This is a genomic window from Flavobacterium cryophilum (assembly GCF_048286555.1).
Taxonomy (GTDB): Bacteria; Bacteroidota; Bacteroidia; order Flavobacteriales; family Flavobacteriaceae; genus Flavobacterium.
The window spans coordinates 506,993-525,808 of sequence record NZ_JBLVPZ010000001.1; the positions used below are offsets into that span (position 1 = coordinate 506,993).

Genomic DNA, 18,816 nt, shown 5'->3' on the forward strand with positions numbered 1-18,816 from the left:
TGAGAAAAAGGGTATATTATACCAAATTTACAGAAAAAATAATAAATTTTTATGAAAAACATAAAAGATTTTTATCCCGATTTAAAATTTATGCAAGAGACTGATTGCTGTTTTTTTGTCTTTTTTAAGTTGTTCTTTTAGGAGATCTACCGATTCAAATTTCTGTTCTGAACGAATCCGCTGCAGTATTGAAACTCTGATCTTTTGATTGTACAAATCAGAATTAAAATCGAAATAATGAATTTCAATAGATTGTTTTTTCCCATTAACAGTAGGATTAAAACCAATATTCATCATTCCAAAAATGGTCTGTCCATCAAGTAAGCTTTTTACAATATAAACTCCGTTTTTGGGAATTAATTTGTAATTCTCTACGATTTTTAAGTTGGCCGTTGGGAAACCGATGGTTCTTCCTAGTTGTTTTCCTTTGACAACATTTCCCGTTAGGAAGTAGTCGTATCCTAGATAATCATTAGACAATGCCATATCTCCTTCTAAAAGGGCATTTCTGATTTTTGTAGAACTCACCGAAATGGCATTGATTTCCTGAACTGATATTTGCTCTACCTCAAAACCATATTGTTTTCCGAAAGCAATAAGATCATCAATGTTCGCTGTTCTATTTCTTCCAAATCGATGGTCGTGACCAATAACTATTTTTTGGATATGAAATCGATCAACAAGAATGCTACTCACAAACTCTTCGGCAGTTAATCTTGAAAAAGCTTCATCAAATGGATGGATAACAAGATTTTCAATACCAATCTTTTCAAGCAAATCTATTTTTTCGTCTATCGTATTGAGTAATTGTATATCAGAATGTTCTTGCAATACCATTCTGGGATGAGGGAAAAAAGTAAGAACTAAACTTTCAAATTTTTGATTTTCAGTATTTTGGGCTATTTTTTTCAAGATTTTTTTATGCCCAATATGTACTCCGTCAAAAGTGCCTAAGGTTAGAATTGTTTTTTTTGTGGAGCTGAAATCGTTTATAGAATGGAAAATCTTCAAAGCAAGTGTTTTATAATGGTGCAAATTTAAGGTATCTATTTTAAAAGTAACCGAATGACAAATTGATTTTCAGAATAATTTTAATAAAAAATAAGGAATTAAGGTTATTAAAAATAAAATACTACTGAATTTCCCAGTATTTAATTTAAAATATCGCTTAATTGAATCCGACATTAACATAAATACTTTAATTTTGAGGATTAAATATTATCAAATTATGAAAAGATTTATACTGTTTTTTATAATTATTTTTTCAGCTACAGCAATTCATGCGCAAGAAGGTACGTATTGGAAAAAAATTGCTCAAGATAACGGTGGCGTTTCTGATAGAAGCGATGTTAAGTCAATTGCTGCTAATCAGTTATTGTTTAATTTAAATGAAGTTGCTATAAAAAAATCTTTGGAATTACTCCAAAATAAAACAGCTACAAACGGCAAAATTGAAATAACTATTCCAAATATGAATGGTGATTTAGAGCGATTTTTAGTTTGGGAATCTTCTAATTTTGAACCGGAACTGCAAACGCAATTTCCTGATATAAGAGCGTACAACGGTATTGGAATTACAGATCGAAATGCTGCTCTTTATTTTAGTTTATCACCAAAGGGAATTCAGAGCATGATTCTAAGAGGGGATAGTGGTTCTGAATTTATTGAACCATATTCTAAAGATAGTACTGTTTATGTGCTTTTTGGTTCCAAAAACAGAAATAAAGGTAGTTTGCCCTTTACCTGCAAAACGGAGAATATAGTTTTAAACAAACAGTTGCTAAATACAACAGTCAAAATTTCAGCGAATAATAAAGTTTTTAAAACCTTAAGATTGGCTTTATCATGTACGGGAGAATATACGGCGTATCATGGAGGTACTATTCCTTTAGCTTTAGCAGCTATGAATGCCACGATGACAAGAGTCAATGGTGTATTTAATAAAGACCTCGCCATAAAATTACAGATTATTGCTAATAATAATCTCATAATTTATACCGATGCCGCTACAGATCCTTATTCTGATGCTATGACTGGAGTAGGAGGTGCCTGGAAACAGGAATTGCAGACTAATTTAACAAAAGTTATTACCAATGACGGATATGATATAGGACATCTATTTGGTGCTTCGGGCGGTGGAGGTGATGCAGGTTGTATAGGTTGTGTATGTGTAAATCCTTCCAATGGTAATTCGTTTGCAAAAGGGAGCGCCTATACATCACCAAGTGATGCGAAACCAGAAGGAGATACGTTTGATATTGATTTTGTCGCCCATGAAATGGGACATCAGTTAGGAGCAAATCATACCTTTTCTTATGAAATTGAAGGAACGGGTAAAAATGTAGAGCCGGGAAGTGGTTCTACCATTATGGGGTATGCAGGAATTACCTCGGATTATGATGTTCAGGCTAATTCTGACGATTATTTTGCGTACGTCAGTATTTTACAAATTCAAATTAATCTTTTGTCAAAAACATGTCCTGTAAACACGGCACTTAGTAACAGCCCTCCAATAATTAACGCTGGCTTAGATTTTACAATTCCTAATGGCACGGCATTTATATTAAAAGGTTCAGGATCTGATATAAACGGTAATGCCGTTACTTATAGCTGGGAGCAAAATGATACCGCTATAACAACCAGTGGCGTTAATAGCGTAGCTTTTCCTACTAAAATTGACGGGCCTCTTTTTAGGTCTTTATATCCAAGCAGTTCGCCAATTCGCTATATGCCTGCTTACAGCACGGTATTATCCAATAAATTAACTACAACGTGGGAATCCGTTTCTTCAGTTGCTAGATCTCTTCATTTTACATTAACAGGGAGAGATAATGCTGCGCTTGGAACTGCCCAGACTAATACTGACGAAATGATTGTTAACGTAAGCGGAACAATTGGCCCATTTGAGGTTACATCACAAAACACAGAAAATTTAAGTTGGGGCCAAGGTACAAATCAAACAATCACTTGGAATGTGAGTGGATCAAATGTTTTAGGTGGCAGCAATACTGTAAATATCAAGCTTTCTACTGATGGAGGTGTGACGTTTTCAACAATTTTAAGTGCCAATTCCCCAAATGACGGATCAGAAACAATAGTGGTACCCAATATTACAGCAACTAATTGTAGGATTTTAATTGAACCTACCGCAAATATTTATTATGCGTTGAACAGCAAATCCTTTGCGATTGGTTATTCAGTTGCTTCATCATGTACCACATATACGTTTTCAACTCCAATAATAATTCCGGATGCGCGAGGAACGTATACTACAAGAACGATAACAGTTCCAGCTTCAACCGGAACGACATCCGATGTGAATTTCGCCGTAGGTCTGACGCACTCGTATTTGTCTGATGTACAAATGGAGATTGTAAGTCCGTCAGGTACTACTGTAAGATTATTTGATAGAAATTGCGGAAGTACGAACAATGCTTTACTACTTAATTATGATGACTTAGGAAATTTGCTTGTTTGCGGTAGTACTACTTCTCAAACCGTTTCTCCATTTGAGCCATTAGCAGCTTTTAATGGGCAAAATCCACAAGGAGTCTGGACTTTTAGGGTGCGAGATGTGGATGCTACAAAGACAGGAGCTGTAGATCAGGCATCGATAACAATTTGCACGAAAATATTTACTTTAGCAACGCTGGACTATGAAATCAATGATTTTGCTGTATATCCTAATCCAAATAGAGGAAATTTTAATGTAAAATTTACCGCTACATCAGCTTCCGAAGTGAAGGTATTGGTACATGATTTGTTGGGCAGAAAGCTTTTTGAAAATAAATTTGAAAACGAGTCCAATTTTAATAAAAATATACAATTGAAAAATGCGCAACCGGGACTTTATTTATTAACAGTGATTGACGGAGACCGAAAAGAGGTGAGAAAAATTGTGATTGAATGATCAAAATAAAATTACTAAAAAAAGGGAAACATTTTAAAATGTTTCCCTTTTTTTATTTGCCGTTAAATGCGGTCATAGTGTTTTCTAAGCCAGCGGTTCCAAATGATTTTATAATCTCTGAGGCGAGTTCTAATCGTTCTGGAAGTGCCAATTTCTCTGCATCATCCCAATCTCCCAGTACGTAATCCACTTGTTTTCCTTTTTTAAATTCGTCGCTGATCCCAAAACGGAATCGAGTGTAGTTTTGCGTATTCAGGACAAGATTGATGTTCTTTAATCCGTTGTGTCCGCCATCGCTTCCTTTCGGTTTGATACGTATGGTGCCAAAGGAAAGATTTAGATCATCCGTGATGACTAAGATATTTTCCAAAGGGATGTTTGCTGCCGTCATCCAATATTGTACTGCTTTGCCACTCAAATTCATGAACGTGTTTGGTTTTAAAAGGAAAAATTTTTTCCCTTTAAATTTATATTCAGCCACTGCGCCCAATTTTACCGTTTCAAAAGAGATTCCTTCATTACGAGCCAAAAAATCGACTATTTTAAAACCGATGTTGTGTCTTGTGTTTACATATTCGGCGCCAATGTTACCGAGTCCTACTATTAAAAATTTATTACTCACGCTTTCTGTATTGTTTTTTTGGTGTTCGTGAACCTCTGGTTTTATACAATCCGTATTGTTTTCTTTTTTTGTTGATGAGAATAAATTTGAAATCCATTTTATCATGTTGCAAAAATAGACTTAATTAGAGTATCGGACTATTAGATTTGTAGAAAATCGCTATTGAGAACAAAATAGTTCTGAGTAGCCCTGATGGGAGTGGCATCCTTTTTATCCTGAACTTGTTTCAGGATCCTGAAACAAGTTCAGGATAAAAAGATAGAATGGACAGCAGGAGGAGTGTTGTTCTGAAAACGCATAGCCGTGCTACTAAATAGAATCTGAAACGAGTTCAGATTAAATAAAAAAAGCACCAGTTTTACAACTGATGCTTTCTTGAATGATTGAAAAAATATTATTTTTTCTTTCCTTTTACTGGAGCTTTCGCTGCTTTTGCTGCCTCTTGAGCTGCTTTCATAGCAGCACGAGAAATCTTCACTTGACAAATTACTGTGTTGTCTGGGTGCATGATTTTGTAGTCTGGAGAAGCCACTTTAGTAACATATAGTTTGTTACCCATGTCTAGTGCAGTAATATCAGCTTCGATAAAATCTGGAAGATTTTTCGGCAATGCTTTTACTTTAAGTTTACGTGTGTTCAAACGTAAATCTCCACCAGCCATAACTCCTTTAGAGTTACCAACGATTTTTACTGGAACTTCCATAGTAATTTCTTTGTCATCAAATAATTGAAAGAAATCAATGTGTAAAATCTTGTCAGACACCGGGTGAACCTGAATGTCTTGTAAAATTGCGTTAAATGATTTTCCTTCACCAAGATCGATCTCAACTGTGTGAGCGTTTGGAGTGTAAACCAAGTTTTTGAAAGCCATAACTTCTGCTGAGAAATGAACTGCCTGATTTCCTCCGTATAATACGCAAGGAACCAATCCAGCATTACGTAGGGCTTTAGTTGCTACTTTACCCACGCTTTCTCTTTCTGATCCTTTAATTGTAATCGATTTCATTGTAAAAAAAATATAGTTATTAAATAATATTACTTGATTGGCTTTTAGCTTTTGGCTATCAGCATGACTTTATAACTTCAAAACATTTGACTTTACGTCTAATGCATTACATTATAAATTTTCCACTAATGGAATTGTTGTGGTGCACCATGTGCATGACTTCAGCAAAAAGAGGTGCACAACTCAACACTCTTATTTTTTTTGATTCTTTCTTTAACGGAATAGTATCGGTAACTATTAATTCTAATAATTTAGAATTTTCTATTTTTTCGTAAGCATCACCAGATAAGATCGCGTGGGTACAAATCGCTCTTACGCTCAATGCTCCTTTTTCGATCATTAAATCTGCGGCTTTCGCCAAAGTGCCTCCGGTGTCAATCATGTCATCTACTAAGATTACATTTCGGCCTTTTACCTCACCAATTAATTCCATGGTGTCAATAATGTTGGCTTCTTTTCTTTGTTTGTAACAAATTACTACGTCAGATTCTAAAAATTTAGAGTAGGCATACGCTCTTTTTGAACCACCCATATCTGGAGAAGCAATCGTCAAATTGTCCAATCCTAAACTTTTAACATACGGCATAAATATTGTCGATGCAAAAAGATGGTCTACCGGTTTTTCAAAGAATCCTTGAATTTGGTCGGCGTGCAAATCCATTGTCATTACTCTCGTTGCGCCTGCAGCATCTAATAAATTAGCGACTAATTTAGCTCCTATCGGAACTCTCGGCTTGTCTTTTCTATCTTGTCTTGCCCAGCCAAAGTACGGTATTACTGCGGTAATGTGTCTTGCCGAAGCGCGTTTTGCAGCATCAATCATTAGTAACATTTCCATTAAATTATCAGCAGTTGGAAAAGTAGAACAAACAATGAAAACGCGTAAACCCCTGATAGACTCTTCATAAGAAGGCTGAAATTCACCGTCGCTGTACTTTGACATGGTAATTTTCCCTAAAGGAATTCCGTACTGCTCTGCTATTTTTTCTGCAAGATAGACACTTTGTGAACAAGCAAAAATTTTAGCTTCTGGTTCTAGGTGTGACATTTAATTTGTTGTTTTATTCCGCTGCGCTCCATACAATTTGGCTTTTTAATTCGTATAAAGCCTGATGTTTGTATACGCCTCGGGTGTAGTTAGTTGTGTGTTGTGTTTTTAACGAGGTGCAAATTTATAAAATTTATTCAACTCTGAAAGGAAAAAATTAAGTATTTTTAGTTGAACATTTAATATTATTTTTTACATTTGCACCGTGTTAAAGGAATTGATGGTTGATTTAAACACAATCACCTCTTTTATTGCGTTGAAATAACTGTTGTTATTTCATGTCTAGCTAAGCCCGGATGGCGGAATTGGTAGACGCGCTGGTCTCAAACACCTGTGGGAAACCGTGCCGGTTCGACTCCGGCTCCGGGTACATTAAAAGTCCGTAATAGTATTGTTTGTCAATACTTTACGGGCTTTTTTTATTCTGATTGCCAAACCAATGCCAAACCATTTTGAAAATTCAAAAAATTTATTCCTTTTTTGATTTAAAAAAACCACTCGATTAGGAGTGGTTTTATATTTTTAAATCGTTACGTTATTGGAATTTGGAAATAATATTGTAGTTCTTCAGGGGATAGCAATTCACTATTAACAATTGTATCTTTAATTTTAACTAAATCATCAGGATCTAAACTGCCTAAACATCTACAAAATTTATTTTGATACAGGTTGTTTAATTGTGTTTGTGATATTATTTCATAATGTTCACACCCAACAAAAGAATCGTGGCTTAAAAATCGATTTTTATTTTGAGTTATTTTTATTTGTAATGGTAGTAAATGAGGTTTAACTCTGGTTATAAAATCAATACTTGAATTTATAAAAACTGAATAAGTATATGTCCCTTCAGATGTTATTCCCGTAATTATGCAATACTTAGGGTGGTCTATTTTTTCAAATGTTATTGCAAAAACATCACCAATATTAACAGATGACATTTTCTATACTAAATTTAGTATTACCTCTATCTTTTAGCATATTGATATACTCATCATTCTCTCCCCTTTCAAGTAATATGTTTTCAAAAGACATTGTATCATCTTTAACGGTATTTTCCCACGCATAATCATGTGATATGTCTTTAATGGCACCATAACTCATATTAGCGTATTTAGTTATTGAATTGTTTAAATATTCAATATCTTTTTTAGAAAGAGTGTTTAAATTGGCTTGTTGTTTACTTACAACGAAGTTTTTGTCAACGACATCGAAATATTGTGAAAAACGACCATCATCTTTAAAAAAACCATCACCTCGAACAGATTTGAAAATATCATAAAGATTTGAAGGTACAGGACCCGCATTCATTGCTATATAATGATCCCCGCTTATTGTTCTTCCGTAATCAGCAAATAATTCCCTGTCGGAAAAATATAGAATTTTAAAAATTTTATGAAAATCTTTTCTTTCTATTCTTTCGACAATATATAAAACTGCATTTATAGTTTTACGCTCGTTGAATTGTATGTTAAAGTCGTCTCTCATAGTATGGTACAAATATACAAATTTGCATCACCAAAATTGTTATGTCGTATTTGACATAACAAAAGAAACAACCTATTCTAAATAAGAAATATTTACTTTTCCTTTGTTTATATGTGTTTACAGATTTTTACTGTCATTTTAAAGGCAGTAATTTAGAATGAGTTTAAAGAAAATAATTGGATTAAATATAAAAACCTCTCATTTCTGAAAGGTTTCGCTTTTATGTTTCAAACTGCGGATAAGATGGCGATTATTATTATTATCATGATTATGAGTTGTGGTTTAATGTCCTTTGATTCTTTTTTCATTTTAGTAATTATCTTGAATTATTGTTTCTTTTACCTACTTAGAATCCTCTTACACTTTTACTAACTAAATCACATGGGGTCACTTAAAATAATATTGCTTTTTTTCTAATTTCTAGTTACTGCCCAACAAAATTGGTTTTAACTCCGAAATTTTTATATCATATTCATCTTTATTTATTAATCCTAAATCTAAATACTTTTTCAAATCCTCAATTTTCAATAAGGCTTGTTCTTTAGTGTAAATATAATTTGAAATCAATGGTTTTAAAATTTCCCCATGACTCAAATTTTTAGACAAAGACTCATAAACCATTTCGCCTTTTGCATTTTTAATTGAAAGTAATGTAATTCTATTATAGTTACCTTGATCTTCTCTCATCCAATTAAGAAAAAGAACTTCTTTATTATTAATCAAATTATCCGGTATTTTTTTTTCGTTTTTAATTTCTTTATCTCTTGAATTATAATCTTTAGCCGCATCTATTATAATATATTTTTTTGCACCTATTAACGCTTCTAACAAATCTGCTTTATTAAGGTGAGGCGCCCAGCCCCCAACATTTTCAATGACAATATATTTGTAATTATTTGAATTATTAATGAGATAATCAGTAGTTATTGTAGAGTAATTATTTTTTAGAGCCTCATTGTAAGCGGAATTATTAGAGGCTTGTGCCTCAGATTCATTTGCTCTTGCTATTCTATTTGCGACTGCATCTTGTGAAATTCTGTTTAATGCCTCTCCCATTGGATTTGGCTTACTTACATTAACATTTAAAGTGCTATACTGACTGAAACTTTTTTGTACTGCTAATACCATAATTAGTGTTAATATTCCTTTTTTCATTTCTTAAGATTTAAATTAATATTAACAAAGCGTACTTTTCTGTTTATCAGTAAATAAACGATTAATAAACAAGAACTGCAATACCCACTTTTAGTGATATTTAAAAAGTGACTTATTGTATATTTCTTTTAGTAATTTTTAAAAATGCGTAGAAAATTAACTTGTTCAATAGGGTAAATTTTAACCTGTTTAATATTCTTATTACTCTTTGTGTTCCTGATGTTATGCGTATTATATTAAAAATATATCTTTCTTACTAAATCATTAATGGTATTATCAATAATCCTAATAACTTCATGATCAGAATAGTACTGAGTATTTTCAACGGCTAAAAACTTCAAATCTTCAATCTTGTGTTTTATATTTGCTTCAATTTTTTCTTTGATTTTTTGATCCTCTAAACCATCAACAGCATAATCAATAATCTTAATAACTTCTAAAGCAGGATAGTACTGCATGTTTTTAATCATTCCAAATCGCAAATTTTTAATCTTGTATTTTATATTGTTTTCAATTGTATCAACAGTTTTTTGATAAAGTATTTTGTTTGGTTCTTTTCCTGTATATTTTTTATTCATTATTTTGTTTTAAATCCCGTATATGTGTAAAACATTTAATTGGGTTGGTTGATAAATTTTTTTTTGCTTGTTAGTTGTGTTGTTGCTTTTATTCCTGATATTGTGTGCAATCTCTTTTATTTGTATTTCCGCACCCGCCGTCAGCCAACGTTTTGACAAATATTGTCTTTTGATTTGTTCAAAGATTTGCTTATCTGTTTTATAATAGTATTTTAATCCAGTATGAGAGAGTTGAATACTATTCCTTTTTTGCATGGAGATATTAAATCCGGTCACTTTGCAAAATACATTTTTAATCTTAGTGCTTTGAGTATTGTTTTGGGCGCGTATTCGACTATTATATAGTGTCGAAATCGCACCTTTTTTACTGTTTTCTTGGGGTGTCGAAATCGCACCTTTTTTTAATACTTCTAGTTTTTCAAATATGATTTTTTCTAATTGTTTTTTTAAATGGTTTCCTGTTTTGTCTATAAGTTTATAATACTTTATTTTCTCTTTATAAAATGTATTCCTTTTGTTGTCTTGTTTTATTCTATACCAATGAGACTGCGTTAATAAAGTGTTTAATTTTGAAACTTCTTTTACATTCAAATTTGTAAAATCAATTTTATCATAGAGTATTAATACATTTTGAAACTCTGTTATCAATTTATCAATTAACAAATAGTAAACCCTTACATTTAATAAGTCGGATAAATTAAATATCTCTAATTTATTGATATATGCACTTTCTCTGCTTTTCACCTCAAACCTTAATGTATTGATGTTGCAAAATTCCGGAAATTGTAAACCCTTTGCGTATGCCTTTACTATCTTATTATTATTTGCTCTGCCGGTTGTTTTATTAAATGAATGACTTTGCTTGCTAAATTGATATTCCGGATTTGGAATAAATAAATTTTGCTCATGATAACTTAAAAATGAAATTAAATCTTTTATACATATTGGGGAAACAATATTTAATCCAAATTCTAAATTTATTATTTTTAATTTTTCCCAATCTATTTTGAATGTGTTTTTAAACTCTAAAAGTATTTTTATACAATTCACTATATTAAAATCGTTTGCATTGTGCAAATTGCTGTTAAAATGGTAGTGAGGTAAGAAACTAATTTTTAATCGTTTGTTAGCATAAAAACAAAATATTACCCCTTTGTATTGGTACTTGTCTTTGGTATTTAATACTTCGGGATCGTATCGGTTAAATATATTCTCATTACTCATATATTCTAATAACGGATTCGTTTTAAAATAATTAATTATAATTTTATCGTCTGTGTCTAGTTTTAGAAAGTCAATCATTTTTCACTATCTTTGTTATGGTTTTTTACAATGCCTGTTAAAAACTGAACTTTTGAACAAAGTACAAACGAGCTCTTGAACAAGGCTCGTTTTTTTTGTTTTCAGTATTAGTTTATTAATTTCAGTACTTCGCTTAGATTGGCTGTATAATAGTCCTTGAAGTAGTAAACCGTCATTTCTCTTTCGTAGTTCGAAAGTTTAACAATCAATAAATCTTCCTTTCGGTTGTTTACGCCTTTGTCGGCGAAGTAAATTCCAGGAGTAGAGGTCTTAAAAAGGCCTGTGAAGTTTTCCCATCGTTTACCGGATCTGATTTTTAACCAAAAGTGAGGAGCCGATTTTGCAAAACCTCTATCGACGACGATATTAATTAAACTAGAAAGTATTTGATTTTCGCTATCGACCTCAACAAGTTCGTAATGTTTGGTAGTTTTAAATTTACCCTCGTTTATTTCTTTGTAAATGTGGGTTATCGGTTTAGGGATGTTGCCTGTTGTACTCATGCTCTTAAACGTTTAAAGGTTTAAGACTTCCTTCGACTTCTGAACGGAGGAAGTAAACACGCGATCCAATTCCTAATGGATTTAGTCGTTTTGATTTGCACCAGTTATGCACCGTGCTAATATCTACACTCAACATTTTTGATACTTCCGCCCTTGTTAAATACTCCTTTGGCTGAATAGGAGCAAAGTGTTTTAAAAACTCTTGTAATTGTGTTTTAACGCCATCGTTAATTTGGTTTTGTAGTTCCTGTGGTGTTGTTGCCACGAATTGGATTGATTGCATATCTTTTATCGTTTAAATTAGATATGCAAATAAATAGAAACAAGAACCCCACCAATTCACAAGTGGGGAATTGGTGGGGTTATAATTTAACGTTTTAGGGTTGAAATATGTCTAAAGTCTACTTTGTTTTTCTTTTTTCTAATTGATTGTTTCTATAATTATTTAATGATATTTCTAAAGTATTTATAAATGGTGTAGGTGTGTTAGTTCGGTTGACAATTTCTTTAATTTTATCACTTTCGTCAAATTCAGCAACATTAAAAAACAGTTTCATTCTTTTAAAAAATTCCTTTTGCGTTAATGTAGTGATTAATTTAGTTTCAAATAATGCCTTTGCAAGTTCTGTAAACTGTAAGGGTGTACCTTGCCAATGTAAAGTATTATCTTTCTGTATGGGTGTAGGTTCATTTATTGCATCCGAATTTTGGCCCTGTGCCGGAATCTTGGCAAATTGTGCAGGAATGATGGATGAAGTTATACGAAAGTCTGCACCTTCATTTTTTAAAGATTTGTTCGTTTTTTCCGTTAAAAAATAATCGTACATATTAAGTACTTCCTCGATATGTTCACAAGATTTTAAAAAAACCCCTTCTCTCTTTTCTTTTGGGTAATGAAAATCTAGTAGTTCGATAAATGCTAAATACAAACCAATTCTATCCGTTACTAATTCTGGGTTGCTTTTGAGTTCTTCCGATGCTGGATAATACTCGTAACGCAAAGAAAAATGATCTGTGATAGATAAATAGTTCTCGGCGTTTTCAATAAAAACCCCAAACTCAGTGAACAACAAATTAAAAAAATCTAATATTTCTGGCCTTCTTTTATCAGAACCTCCAAATTCTTTTAGTATTTTGATATTTATTTCGTCGTATAAAAATGCATCTATATTGTCTTGTGGTGTTTTTATTATATCCATTTTTTGCCTGTTACTTTATTTTTTTTAACATATCTCAAACCGTTAGGCATAATCAAATTATTTGATTTTTTAATTATACCTTACGGGTTTATCTAGTTGTTAATTGATTGACTTATTGAGATTAGATAGTAAATTTTCCTCTCTAAATATTTTGATTAATTTCTTCCTAGCACTATCGGTATAAACCGTATTATCAAGGCAATAAATTTGATCATCCGTTAAACCGGCAATCTCTTTGTTTATTACTGTAAATTGTTTTTTTAGTTTTTTCAATTGCTCAACGTTGGTAACTGTTTTTAAATACTCTTTTTGAATTTGGTTTAGATTTCTCAAGGTTTTGTGTTTTTTTAGGTTATGAATTATTATTGTTATTTCTTTTCTTGGCTGCTTTGTTTGCTCGATGTTCTCTTCTGTCTTGAATTATTTGCTCTGTCTTAGAAAGTTTCTTCGGTTTCGAAGTCGGAGCAACAATAAACTGTGTCGGTCCAATTTGAGCCAAAATTGATTTAAGAACTTCAACTTGCTGTTCGTTTAGGTCAATTGTATATTTCATTTCTTTTGTGCCTTAGTTTATTAGGGTTAATTTTTGTGTTTACAAATAGGGGGTATAGGTTATATACTGTTTTACGGGTGTTACTTTTTAAAACGAAAGTCTTTCTATTATGGGTGGGGGGTCTTTTTTTTGGTTTTTCTTTTCAAATTTATTTTAAATTCTCTTGTGCTTTAGTTAGATAGTCTTATACTGCCCTTATTTCTATAAATATAGATAACAATTGTTTAATAGTGGTACAATTTAGCCCAACTGCTTTTATTGAATTGATAATTAATTGTACAATGCAAACCGTTTATTTATTGCTTGTAGTATATAATCTTTATTCTTTATACTGTTGAGGTGTCTATACCCATTGTTCGCATCCGCCACCGTTGGGAAATAGTCTATAGTTTGTTTGATTTCGGTGTTTATTGTTTCAATGCGTTTTAGTTGTTAGTTCCGCTTTTTATTACTTTCATTTCAGGTTTTTTGTCTTTATGCATATCGTTGTAAAACTTCATAAACAAATCGGCGTTCTCGTCTGTGTCTTCCGGAGCCTGAATGTAAATTCTGAAAATAGACTCTTTGGAATGTCCGCTGATACCCATTAAAACCGGTGTTGGTATTTTTTTGTAATAGTTAGTACAAAAACTCCTTCTGAAGGAATGGGTTGTAATTAGTTTGTATTTCTCGTACGCGTTAAATACTTTTCGTCCTGTTTTTGCATCAAATATTTTGCCATCTGTCATTGCGTTTATTTTGGCAGTTTCACAGACCTTTTTAATATGTTCGTTTAGTTTTTGGGTTGTGATTTTATAAGGGAAACTATTTTCTATTATGTCAATAACGTGTGGGGCGATAATTCCAATGGTAACGGGATTCTTTGTTTTCTGTTGTATTAAGTCTAAATACATATTTCCGCCTTTGTATCTAACATTGTCCGGTGTGATATCGAGTAAATCCCCGCCACGCTGTCCAATCTCGCACCCTATCAATAACCATTTACGGGCGTTTTGGTGGGCTTCGCTTTTTATGTCTGCTTTCCTAATGTCGTGCAGTTCGGCAAAAGATAAAGTTTGTATGTATCGGTCGTCGTCGCTTTCCGATGCTATGATTATTTGTTTAGCATACGTATTAACTTGTATTCCTTTGTTCTCCGCTTCGATGCAAGCCGTTTTAATGTTCGCTATGTGTTTTGAGGCTGTGTTTACAGCGTACTTTTTGGTTTTGAGTAACCAATGTTCGAACTTATCAATTAATGCCTGATTTACGTCTGTAAAGTGTATTTGTTTCTTGCTTTTGCTTTGGTATTCTTTAAGGATATTTTTTGTTGCTATGTAACTGTTTTTTCTGCTTAACGAAAGTCCGTGTTTATAACCTCCTTTTACTTTTACTTTTCGAGTGTCGGCGGTGTCGATTATGTTTTGAATGTAATTTGTAATAATTCCCTCGTCGGTTTTTTGTACACGTTCAAAACAATTATTGATTTTTGATTCGAGCCAAAAGGAGTCTATTACTATTCCTTTGCCTAAATCTGTGTTGAGGTTTTCGAAAATGTAAGATTCTAACTTTTTAAGGTTGTTGAATATTATTTTATTTTCGGCGGTGTTTTGTTTGGGGCGGTCGGTGTCTTTGCTCCAATCTTTCGGGATAATAGAGAACCCCGAATTTAACTCAATGACGTTTCCACGTCCTGTGGACAAATAAACCTTTATAGAAACGTTTTTATTTGCCTTACTTCTTAATCTAAAATTTACGGTTGCCATGTTTTGAACTTTTGAACGGTTGAACAAATCAAAGATATACTATTTTGTAATACATTTCACAAACTTGCCAAACCGTTGCCAAACCGTTTTAAGATTATATTCAATTATATTCAATTTCGTTTCTATTGGTTAGGTAGGCTGTGAAGTCTTTTAAACCATTGAAATTATTGGGTTTGTGGTGCTTTTTTGTAATGATTTAGAGATGTGGTTAAAAATGTACGATTGAGGGGTTTCAATTCCGGCTCCGGGTACAAAAACCGCTTCGAAAGAAGCGGTTTTTTTGGTTTTAAATGTTTTTTTTCTCTAAAAACATTCATTTTAACAATGTTAATCACTTGATTATCCTTTCAGTGAAAGTGTTTTCATTTCCAAGTGTTTTTTTGTGATATTCAAAATGGAGTCAGAAAATTGTATCGATATCGCTATCTATATAATTTTATTTTCGTATCCTTGTAAGTGTAAATAAAACACTTAATCATGAGAAAAATAGTTCTAATAGCTTTCTTGGCGCTGTCCTTGACTTCATTTGTAAGCAAACCAATCGGCTATTCTTTTGTCAACTCCAACAAAACAATAAAAATTGAATTTAGTCTCAACTCAAAGAAAACGCCTTCTTACAAAGTTTTCTCCAAAAATAAATTGGTCATCAATACTTCTGATTTGGGGATTATTAGAGAAGATGCCAATTTTTATACCGATTTAAAAATTGTGGCCGTTTCTAAATCGAAACCCATTCAATCCAACTATTCGATGTTGCAGGGGAAACGAAAAAAAATCGCTTATTCAGCAAATCAATATACCGTTAGCTTGCAAAACAAAAAAGGGGAAGCAATGGATATTATTTTTCAAATATCCCATGATGGAATTGCGTTGCGATACCATTTTCCGGAAACTTCGACAACAATCAAAAAAATAGTCGAAGAGAAAACCACTTATAATTTTGACACAACCACAAAAGCGTGGTTGCAACCCATGTCTAAAGCGAAAACAGGTTGGAAAGAAACCAATCCTTCCTATGAAGAGCATTATGCGATGGGCGTTCCCGTAAATACAAAACCCTCGATTGGAGAAGGTTGGGTGTATCCGGCTTTGTTTCAAGCCAATGATACTTGGGTTTTGATTTCCGAAACAGGATTGCAAGCCAATTATTGCGGCAGCCGATTGGTATATAACGATACTGCCAAAGCAATGCAGGTAACTTTTCCTCAAAAAGAAGAAATTTTCCCTAACGGTGCTTTGAATCCTGAATCTGTTTTGCCGTGGTACACGCCTTGGCGCATCATTACTATTGGGTCACTCAAAACGATTACCGAAAGTACAATGGGAACAGATCTAGCCGATCCGTCAACGGTTGCCGACCCTTCGTTTATAAAAAGCGGTATTGCCTCTTGGAGCTGGGTTTTACTAAAAGATGAATCGGTTAATTACGAAACTACTCGTAAATTTATTGATTATGCCGCTGCTATGAATTGGCCGTATTGCTTGATAGATGCCGATTGGGATACCCGCATTGGTGATGAAAAGATGAAAGAATTGTCGGCTTACGCCAAAGGTAAAAAGGTGAAATTACTCGTTTGGTACAACTCATCAGGATCCTGGAACAGTACGGAATACCATCCAAAAAGTAAATTGATTACTCATGCTGACAGAGTTCGGGAGTTTACCAGACTTAACGAAATGGGAATAGCAGGAATCAAAGTTGATTTCTTTGGTGGCGACGGACAATCGATGATTGCGTATTACCATGATATGCTGACCGATGCTGCGGCGCATAAATTAGTGATTAATTTACACGGCGCAACTTTACCCAGAGGTTGGCAACGCACCTATCCAAATTTGCTGACGACTGAAGCGGTAAAAGGATATGAATACATTACTTTTTTCCAAGATATTGCTGATTTAGCCCCAACACATTGTGCCATGCTTCCTTTTGCCCGAAATGTTTTTGACCCAATGGATTTCACACCCATGGTTTTGGATTCTATTCCAAATATTACCCGAAAAACAACTCCAGCATTTGAATTAGCCCTGCCCGTTTTATTCTTATCCGGAATTCAACACATCGCCGAAACGCCTGACGGAATGGCTAAAATGCCTGCTTATGTAGTCGATTATTTAAAAGATATTCCAACCAATTGGGATGATTCTAAATTTATTGCGGGTTATCCGGGTAAGTACATTATTATGGCCAGAAAGAAAGATAATACTTGGCATATCGTTGGAATTAACGGGGAAACCACTGCCAAAGAAATAGAAATTGATTTATCTTTTGTAACTAATTCCAAAGGTTTTAGTATTGCTGAAGACGAAAACGGATTTCAGCAGAAAACAGTATCAAAAAGCACCAAACTAAAAGTCACTATGAAACCCCATGGTGGGTTTGTCGTGAAGATTTAGTTTTTTTAGGAGCTATTTCCCGCTTTACACTGCAATCTTTTTATAATGCTGTCAGGGTAAACCCTGACAGCATTATAAAAAGGATTTCCGTTGCAATCAGGGCTAGAGAATCCTGCAATGTCCAATACCTTTATTTCTAATCTAGATTTTAAGTAGTGTTAGTGTCAAATGACTCCAACACATGAAGAGGCTATTTTTATAATTTGTAAGAAAATTTTAATATATTTGAAAATAGATAAAGCGAAACAAACCTTCGTCAATCTACCCATTTTTGGGTGTACATGCGAAGGTTTGTTTCGTGTATATACAAGTTGGCAGTAATTTTACCAGAAATAATGCGAAAAAATGAAAGATTTTATAATTAACCTAATATGTGGTTCACTTGGCGGACTTGTAGTGTACTATATTCAAATAGCAAATGAAAAAAAGAAAAAGAAGAATCATATTAAAGAAAGAATAGAAGATAGTAAAAAAATAATTCCTCAAGATTTTATTTATTCAATCCATATTGGTATGTCAATGAATAAAATAGAAGAAATAATTGGATTACCTCTTTTCTCGCATACTATTGACGAAAATGAATTATTTGGTAATGACCTAATAATTAATATAAATGAGTATCGATTTGAAAATTGTTTTATAAAAATTATTCATCAAAATAACCAATTATCAGCAATCATTATTTCTAGCTATAATGATAGTAAAATAGAATTAATTAAACCCGATTCTGAACTTGAAAAACCGATAATTGGAAAATTTTGTGTAGATGGTACTTTTGACAATGAAAACGAAAGCAATGAAATAATTCACGAAATTAGTATGAGGGATAGTTGGTTTGGAATAATTGAATATCACGGAAGATTTGGAGGATACAACTACTATTGCTATTATGGAATATTACAAGGAATTGATGATTTGGAAAATTTAAAAATTGAACAATTTAAAGGCCAAATAATAGAAGCATTTGGTTTATCTTCAAATCCAGAATTATTTAAATATTATTCATCAACATTTTAAAAAAAAACTACTGCCAACACACGCTACAAGCAATTTGGGCAATAGGCTTAATTTGAAGTTGGTTTTGTATTTGGAAGATTTGGCAAATCCGAAAATAGGGCTTAATTTAGTCCCAAACTACTTGTAGCGCGGGGACGTTCAGGCTGTGAAAAAACTACTTCAAATTTAGAAAGTATTCGAAGGGCTACCAAAGAAAAATCTCAAATATGAGATTCTCAAGAGGTTCAATTTAGTTTTTTCACAGACTGAGGTTGTAGGCAATTTTTGAACTTCCGAACCAAAATCGAACAATATAG

Annotated in this window: 18 protein-coding genes and 1 tRNA gene; 4 read left to right on the plus strand and 15 right to left on the minus strand. The window is 32.9% G+C overall.

Annotation, left to right across the window (positions count from 1 at the left end):
* Positions 1 to 81: 81 nt before the first annotated feature.
* Positions 82 to 1,011: a bifunctional riboflavin kinase/FAD synthetase gene (locus ACNQGJ_RS02325; RefSeq protein ID WP_417970461.1), complete on the minus strand. Its 930-nt coding sequence runs from the start codon at positions 1,009 to 1,011 to the stop codon at positions 82 to 84.
* 217 nt (positions 1,012 to 1,228) lie between these two features.
* Between ACNQGJ_RS02325 and ACNQGJ_RS02330 the strand changes: the two genes are divergently transcribed.
* Positions 1,229 to 3,910 carry a zinc-dependent metalloprotease gene (locus ACNQGJ_RS02330; protein WP_417970459.1) on the plus strand — a complete coding sequence of 894 codons (2,682 nt, stop codon included), beginning with the start codon at positions 1,229 to 1,231 and terminating at the stop codon, positions 3,908 to 3,910.
* 52 nt (positions 3,911 to 3,962) lie between these two features.
* Here ACNQGJ_RS02330 and pth read toward each other — a convergent pair whose 3' ends face one another.
* The 3 genes from pth to ACNQGJ_RS02345 all read right to left on the minus strand — a co-directional run bounded on the left by pth (position 3,963) and on the right by ACNQGJ_RS02345 (position 6,586).
* Positions 3,963 to 4,637 carry an aminoacyl-tRNA hydrolase gene (pth, locus tag ACNQGJ_RS02335; protein ID WP_417970457.1) on the minus strand — a complete coding sequence of 225 codons (675 nt, stop codon included), beginning with the start codon at positions 4,635 to 4,637 and terminating at the stop codon, positions 3,963 to 3,965.
* Between the two features lie 289 nt (positions 4,638 to 4,926).
* The gene (locus ACNQGJ_RS02340; RefSeq protein ID WP_417970455.1) at positions 4,927 to 5,538 is read right to left on the minus strand and encodes a 50S ribosomal protein L25/general stress protein Ctc; all 612 of its coding nucleotides are present in this window, start codon (positions 5,536 to 5,538) and stop codon (positions 4,927 to 4,929) included.
* A 106-nt stretch (positions 5,539 to 5,644) separates the two neighbouring features.
* Positions 5,645 to 6,586, minus strand: coding sequence for a ribose-phosphate pyrophosphokinase (locus ACNQGJ_RS02345; RefSeq protein ID WP_417970453.1), 942 nt, complete (start codon positions 6,584 to 6,586; stop codon positions 5,645 to 5,647).
* A gap of 290 nt (positions 6,587 to 6,876) precedes the next feature.
* Here ACNQGJ_RS02345 and ACNQGJ_RS02350 point away from each other — a divergent pair.
* Positions 6,877 to 6,956: transfer RNA gene (locus ACNQGJ_RS02350), tRNA-Leu, on the plus strand.
* Positions 6,957 to 7,116: 160 nt separating this feature from the next.
* Here the strand turns inward: ACNQGJ_RS02350 and ACNQGJ_RS02355 are convergent.
* The 11 genes from ACNQGJ_RS02355 to ACNQGJ_RS02405 form a co-directional block, all read right to left on the minus strand.
* The gene (locus tag ACNQGJ_RS02355; RefSeq protein WP_417970451.1) at positions 7,117 to 7,524 is read right to left on the minus strand and encodes a hypothetical protein; all 408 of its coding nucleotides are present in this window, start codon (positions 7,522 to 7,524) and stop codon (positions 7,117 to 7,119) included.
* The gene (locus ACNQGJ_RS02360; RefSeq protein ID WP_417970449.1) at positions 7,511 to 8,071 is read right to left on the minus strand and encodes a Panacea domain-containing protein; all 561 of its coding nucleotides are present in this window, start codon (positions 8,069 to 8,071) and stop codon (positions 7,511 to 7,513) included. Before ACNQGJ_RS02360 ends, ACNQGJ_RS02355 begins: the two co-directional genes overlap by 14 nt.
* 420 nt (positions 8,072 to 8,491) lie before the next feature.
* Complete coding sequence (locus ACNQGJ_RS02365; RefSeq protein ID WP_417970447.1) at positions 8,492 to 9,226, minus strand: hypothetical protein; 735 nt, start codon at positions 9,224 to 9,226, stop codon at positions 8,492 to 8,494.
* A gap of 236 nt (positions 9,227 to 9,462) precedes the next feature.
* Entirely contained in the window at positions 9,463 to 9,804 is a 342-nt protein-coding gene (locus ACNQGJ_RS02370; RefSeq protein WP_417970446.1) for a hypothetical protein, read from the minus strand.
* Between the two features lie 9 nt (positions 9,805 to 9,813).
* Positions 9,814 to 10,854, minus strand: coding sequence for a hypothetical protein (locus tag ACNQGJ_RS02375; protein ID WP_417970444.1), 1,041 nt, complete (start codon positions 10,852 to 10,854; stop codon positions 9,814 to 9,816).
* 359 nt (positions 10,855 to 11,213) lie between these two features.
* Positions 11,214 to 11,609, minus strand: coding sequence for a hypothetical protein (locus tag ACNQGJ_RS02380; RefSeq protein ID WP_417970442.1), 396 nt, complete (start codon positions 11,607 to 11,609; stop codon positions 11,214 to 11,216).
* Between the two features lie 4 nt (positions 11,610 to 11,613).
* The gene (locus tag ACNQGJ_RS02385; RefSeq protein ID WP_417970441.1) at positions 11,614 to 11,892 is read right to left on the minus strand and encodes a helix-turn-helix domain-containing protein; all 279 of its coding nucleotides are present in this window, start codon (positions 11,890 to 11,892) and stop codon (positions 11,614 to 11,616) included.
* Positions 11,893 to 12,010: 118 nt separating this feature from the next.
* Entirely contained in the window at positions 12,011 to 12,808 is a 798-nt protein-coding gene (locus tag ACNQGJ_RS02390; protein ID WP_417970439.1) for an RteC domain-containing protein, read from the minus strand.
* A gap of 99 nt (positions 12,809 to 12,907) precedes the next feature.
* Positions 12,908 to 13,141: a hypothetical protein gene (locus ACNQGJ_RS02395; RefSeq protein ID WP_417970437.1), complete on the minus strand. Its 234-nt coding sequence runs from the start codon at positions 13,139 to 13,141 to the stop codon at positions 12,908 to 12,910.
* Positions 13,142 to 13,160: 19 nt separating this feature from the next.
* The gene (locus ACNQGJ_RS02400) at positions 13,161 to 13,361 is read right to left on the minus strand and encodes a hypothetical protein (RefSeq protein ID WP_417970435.1); all 201 of its coding nucleotides are present in this window, start codon (positions 13,359 to 13,361) and stop codon (positions 13,161 to 13,163) included.
* 425 nt (positions 13,362 to 13,786) lie between these two features.
* Positions 13,787 to 15,106 carry a phage integrase SAM-like domain-containing protein gene (locus ACNQGJ_RS02405; protein WP_417970433.1) on the minus strand — a complete coding sequence of 440 codons (1,320 nt, stop codon included), beginning with the start codon at positions 15,104 to 15,106 and terminating at the stop codon, positions 13,787 to 13,789.
* 477 nt (positions 15,107 to 15,583) lie between these two features.
* Between ACNQGJ_RS02405 and ACNQGJ_RS02410 the strand changes: the two genes are divergently transcribed.
* Both ACNQGJ_RS02410 and ACNQGJ_RS02415 read left to right on the plus strand, forming a co-directional pair.
* Entirely contained in the window at positions 15,584 to 17,503 is a 1,920-nt protein-coding gene (locus ACNQGJ_RS02410) for a glycoside hydrolase family 97 protein (protein WP_417970431.1), read from the plus strand.
* Positions 17,504 to 17,848: 345 nt separating this feature from the next.
* Positions 17,849 to 18,520 (plus strand): hypothetical protein, encoded by a 672-nt coding sequence (locus ACNQGJ_RS02415; RefSeq protein ID WP_417970429.1) that lies wholly within the window; start codon positions 17,849 to 17,851, stop codon positions 18,518 to 18,520.
* The last annotated feature ends 296 nt before the right edge of the window (positions 18,521 to 18,816 follow it).

Bases quoted from the DNA above. Each gene is read 5' to 3' on its own strand.
- ACNQGJ_RS02400 (WP_417970435.1), bottom strand. From the start codon at position 13,361: ATGAAATATACAATTGACCTAAACGAACAGCAAGTTGAAGTTCTTAAA.
- pth (WP_417970457.1), bottom strand. From the start codon at position 4,637: ATGATAAAATGGATTTCAAATTTATTCTCATCAACAAAAAAAGAAAAC.
- ACNQGJ_RS02340 (WP_417970455.1), bottom strand. From the start codon at position 5,538: ATGAAATCGATTACAATTAAAGGATCAGAAAGAGAAAGCGTGGGTAAA.
- ACNQGJ_RS02360 (WP_417970449.1), bottom strand. From the start codon at position 8,071: ATGAGAGACGACTTTAACATACAATTCAACGAGCGTAAAACTATAAAT.
- ACNQGJ_RS02380 (WP_417970442.1), bottom strand. From the start codon at position 11,609: ATGAGTACAACAGGCAACATCCCTAAACCGATAACCCACATTTACAAA.
- ACNQGJ_RS02415 (WP_417970429.1), top strand. From the start codon at position 17,849: ATGAAAGATTTTATAATTAACCTAATATGTGGTTCACTTGGCGGACTT.
- ACNQGJ_RS02390 (WP_417970439.1), bottom strand. From the start codon at position 12,808: ATGGATATAATAAAAACACCACAAGACAATATAGATGCATTTTTATAC.
- ACNQGJ_RS02365 (WP_417970447.1), bottom strand. From the start codon at position 9,226: ATGAAAAAAGGAATATTAACACTAATTATGGTATTAGCAGTACAAAAA.
- ACNQGJ_RS02410 (WP_417970431.1), top strand. From the start codon at position 15,584: ATGAGAAAAATAGTTCTAATAGCTTTCTTGGCGCTGTCCTTGACTTCA.
- ACNQGJ_RS02345 (WP_417970453.1), bottom strand. From the start codon at position 6,586: ATGTCACACCTAGAACCAGAAGCTAAAATTTTTGCTTGTTCACAAAGT.
- ACNQGJ_RS02405 (WP_417970433.1), bottom strand. From the start codon at position 15,106: ATGGCAACCGTAAATTTTAGATTAAGAAGTAAGGCAAATAAAAACGTT.
- ACNQGJ_RS02370 (WP_417970446.1), bottom strand. From the start codon at position 9,804: ATGAATAAAAAATATACAGGAAAAGAACCAAACAAAATACTTTATCAA.
- ACNQGJ_RS02385 (WP_417970441.1), bottom strand. From the start codon at position 11,892: ATGCAATCAATCCAATTCGTGGCAACAACACCACAGGAACTACAAAAC.
- ACNQGJ_RS02355 (WP_417970451.1), bottom strand. From the start codon at position 7,524: ATGTCATCTGTTAATATTGGTGATGTTTTTGCAATAACATTTGAAAAA.
- ACNQGJ_RS02330 (WP_417970459.1), top strand. From the start codon at position 1,229: ATGAAAAGATTTATACTGTTTTTTATAATTATTTTTTCAGCTACAGCA.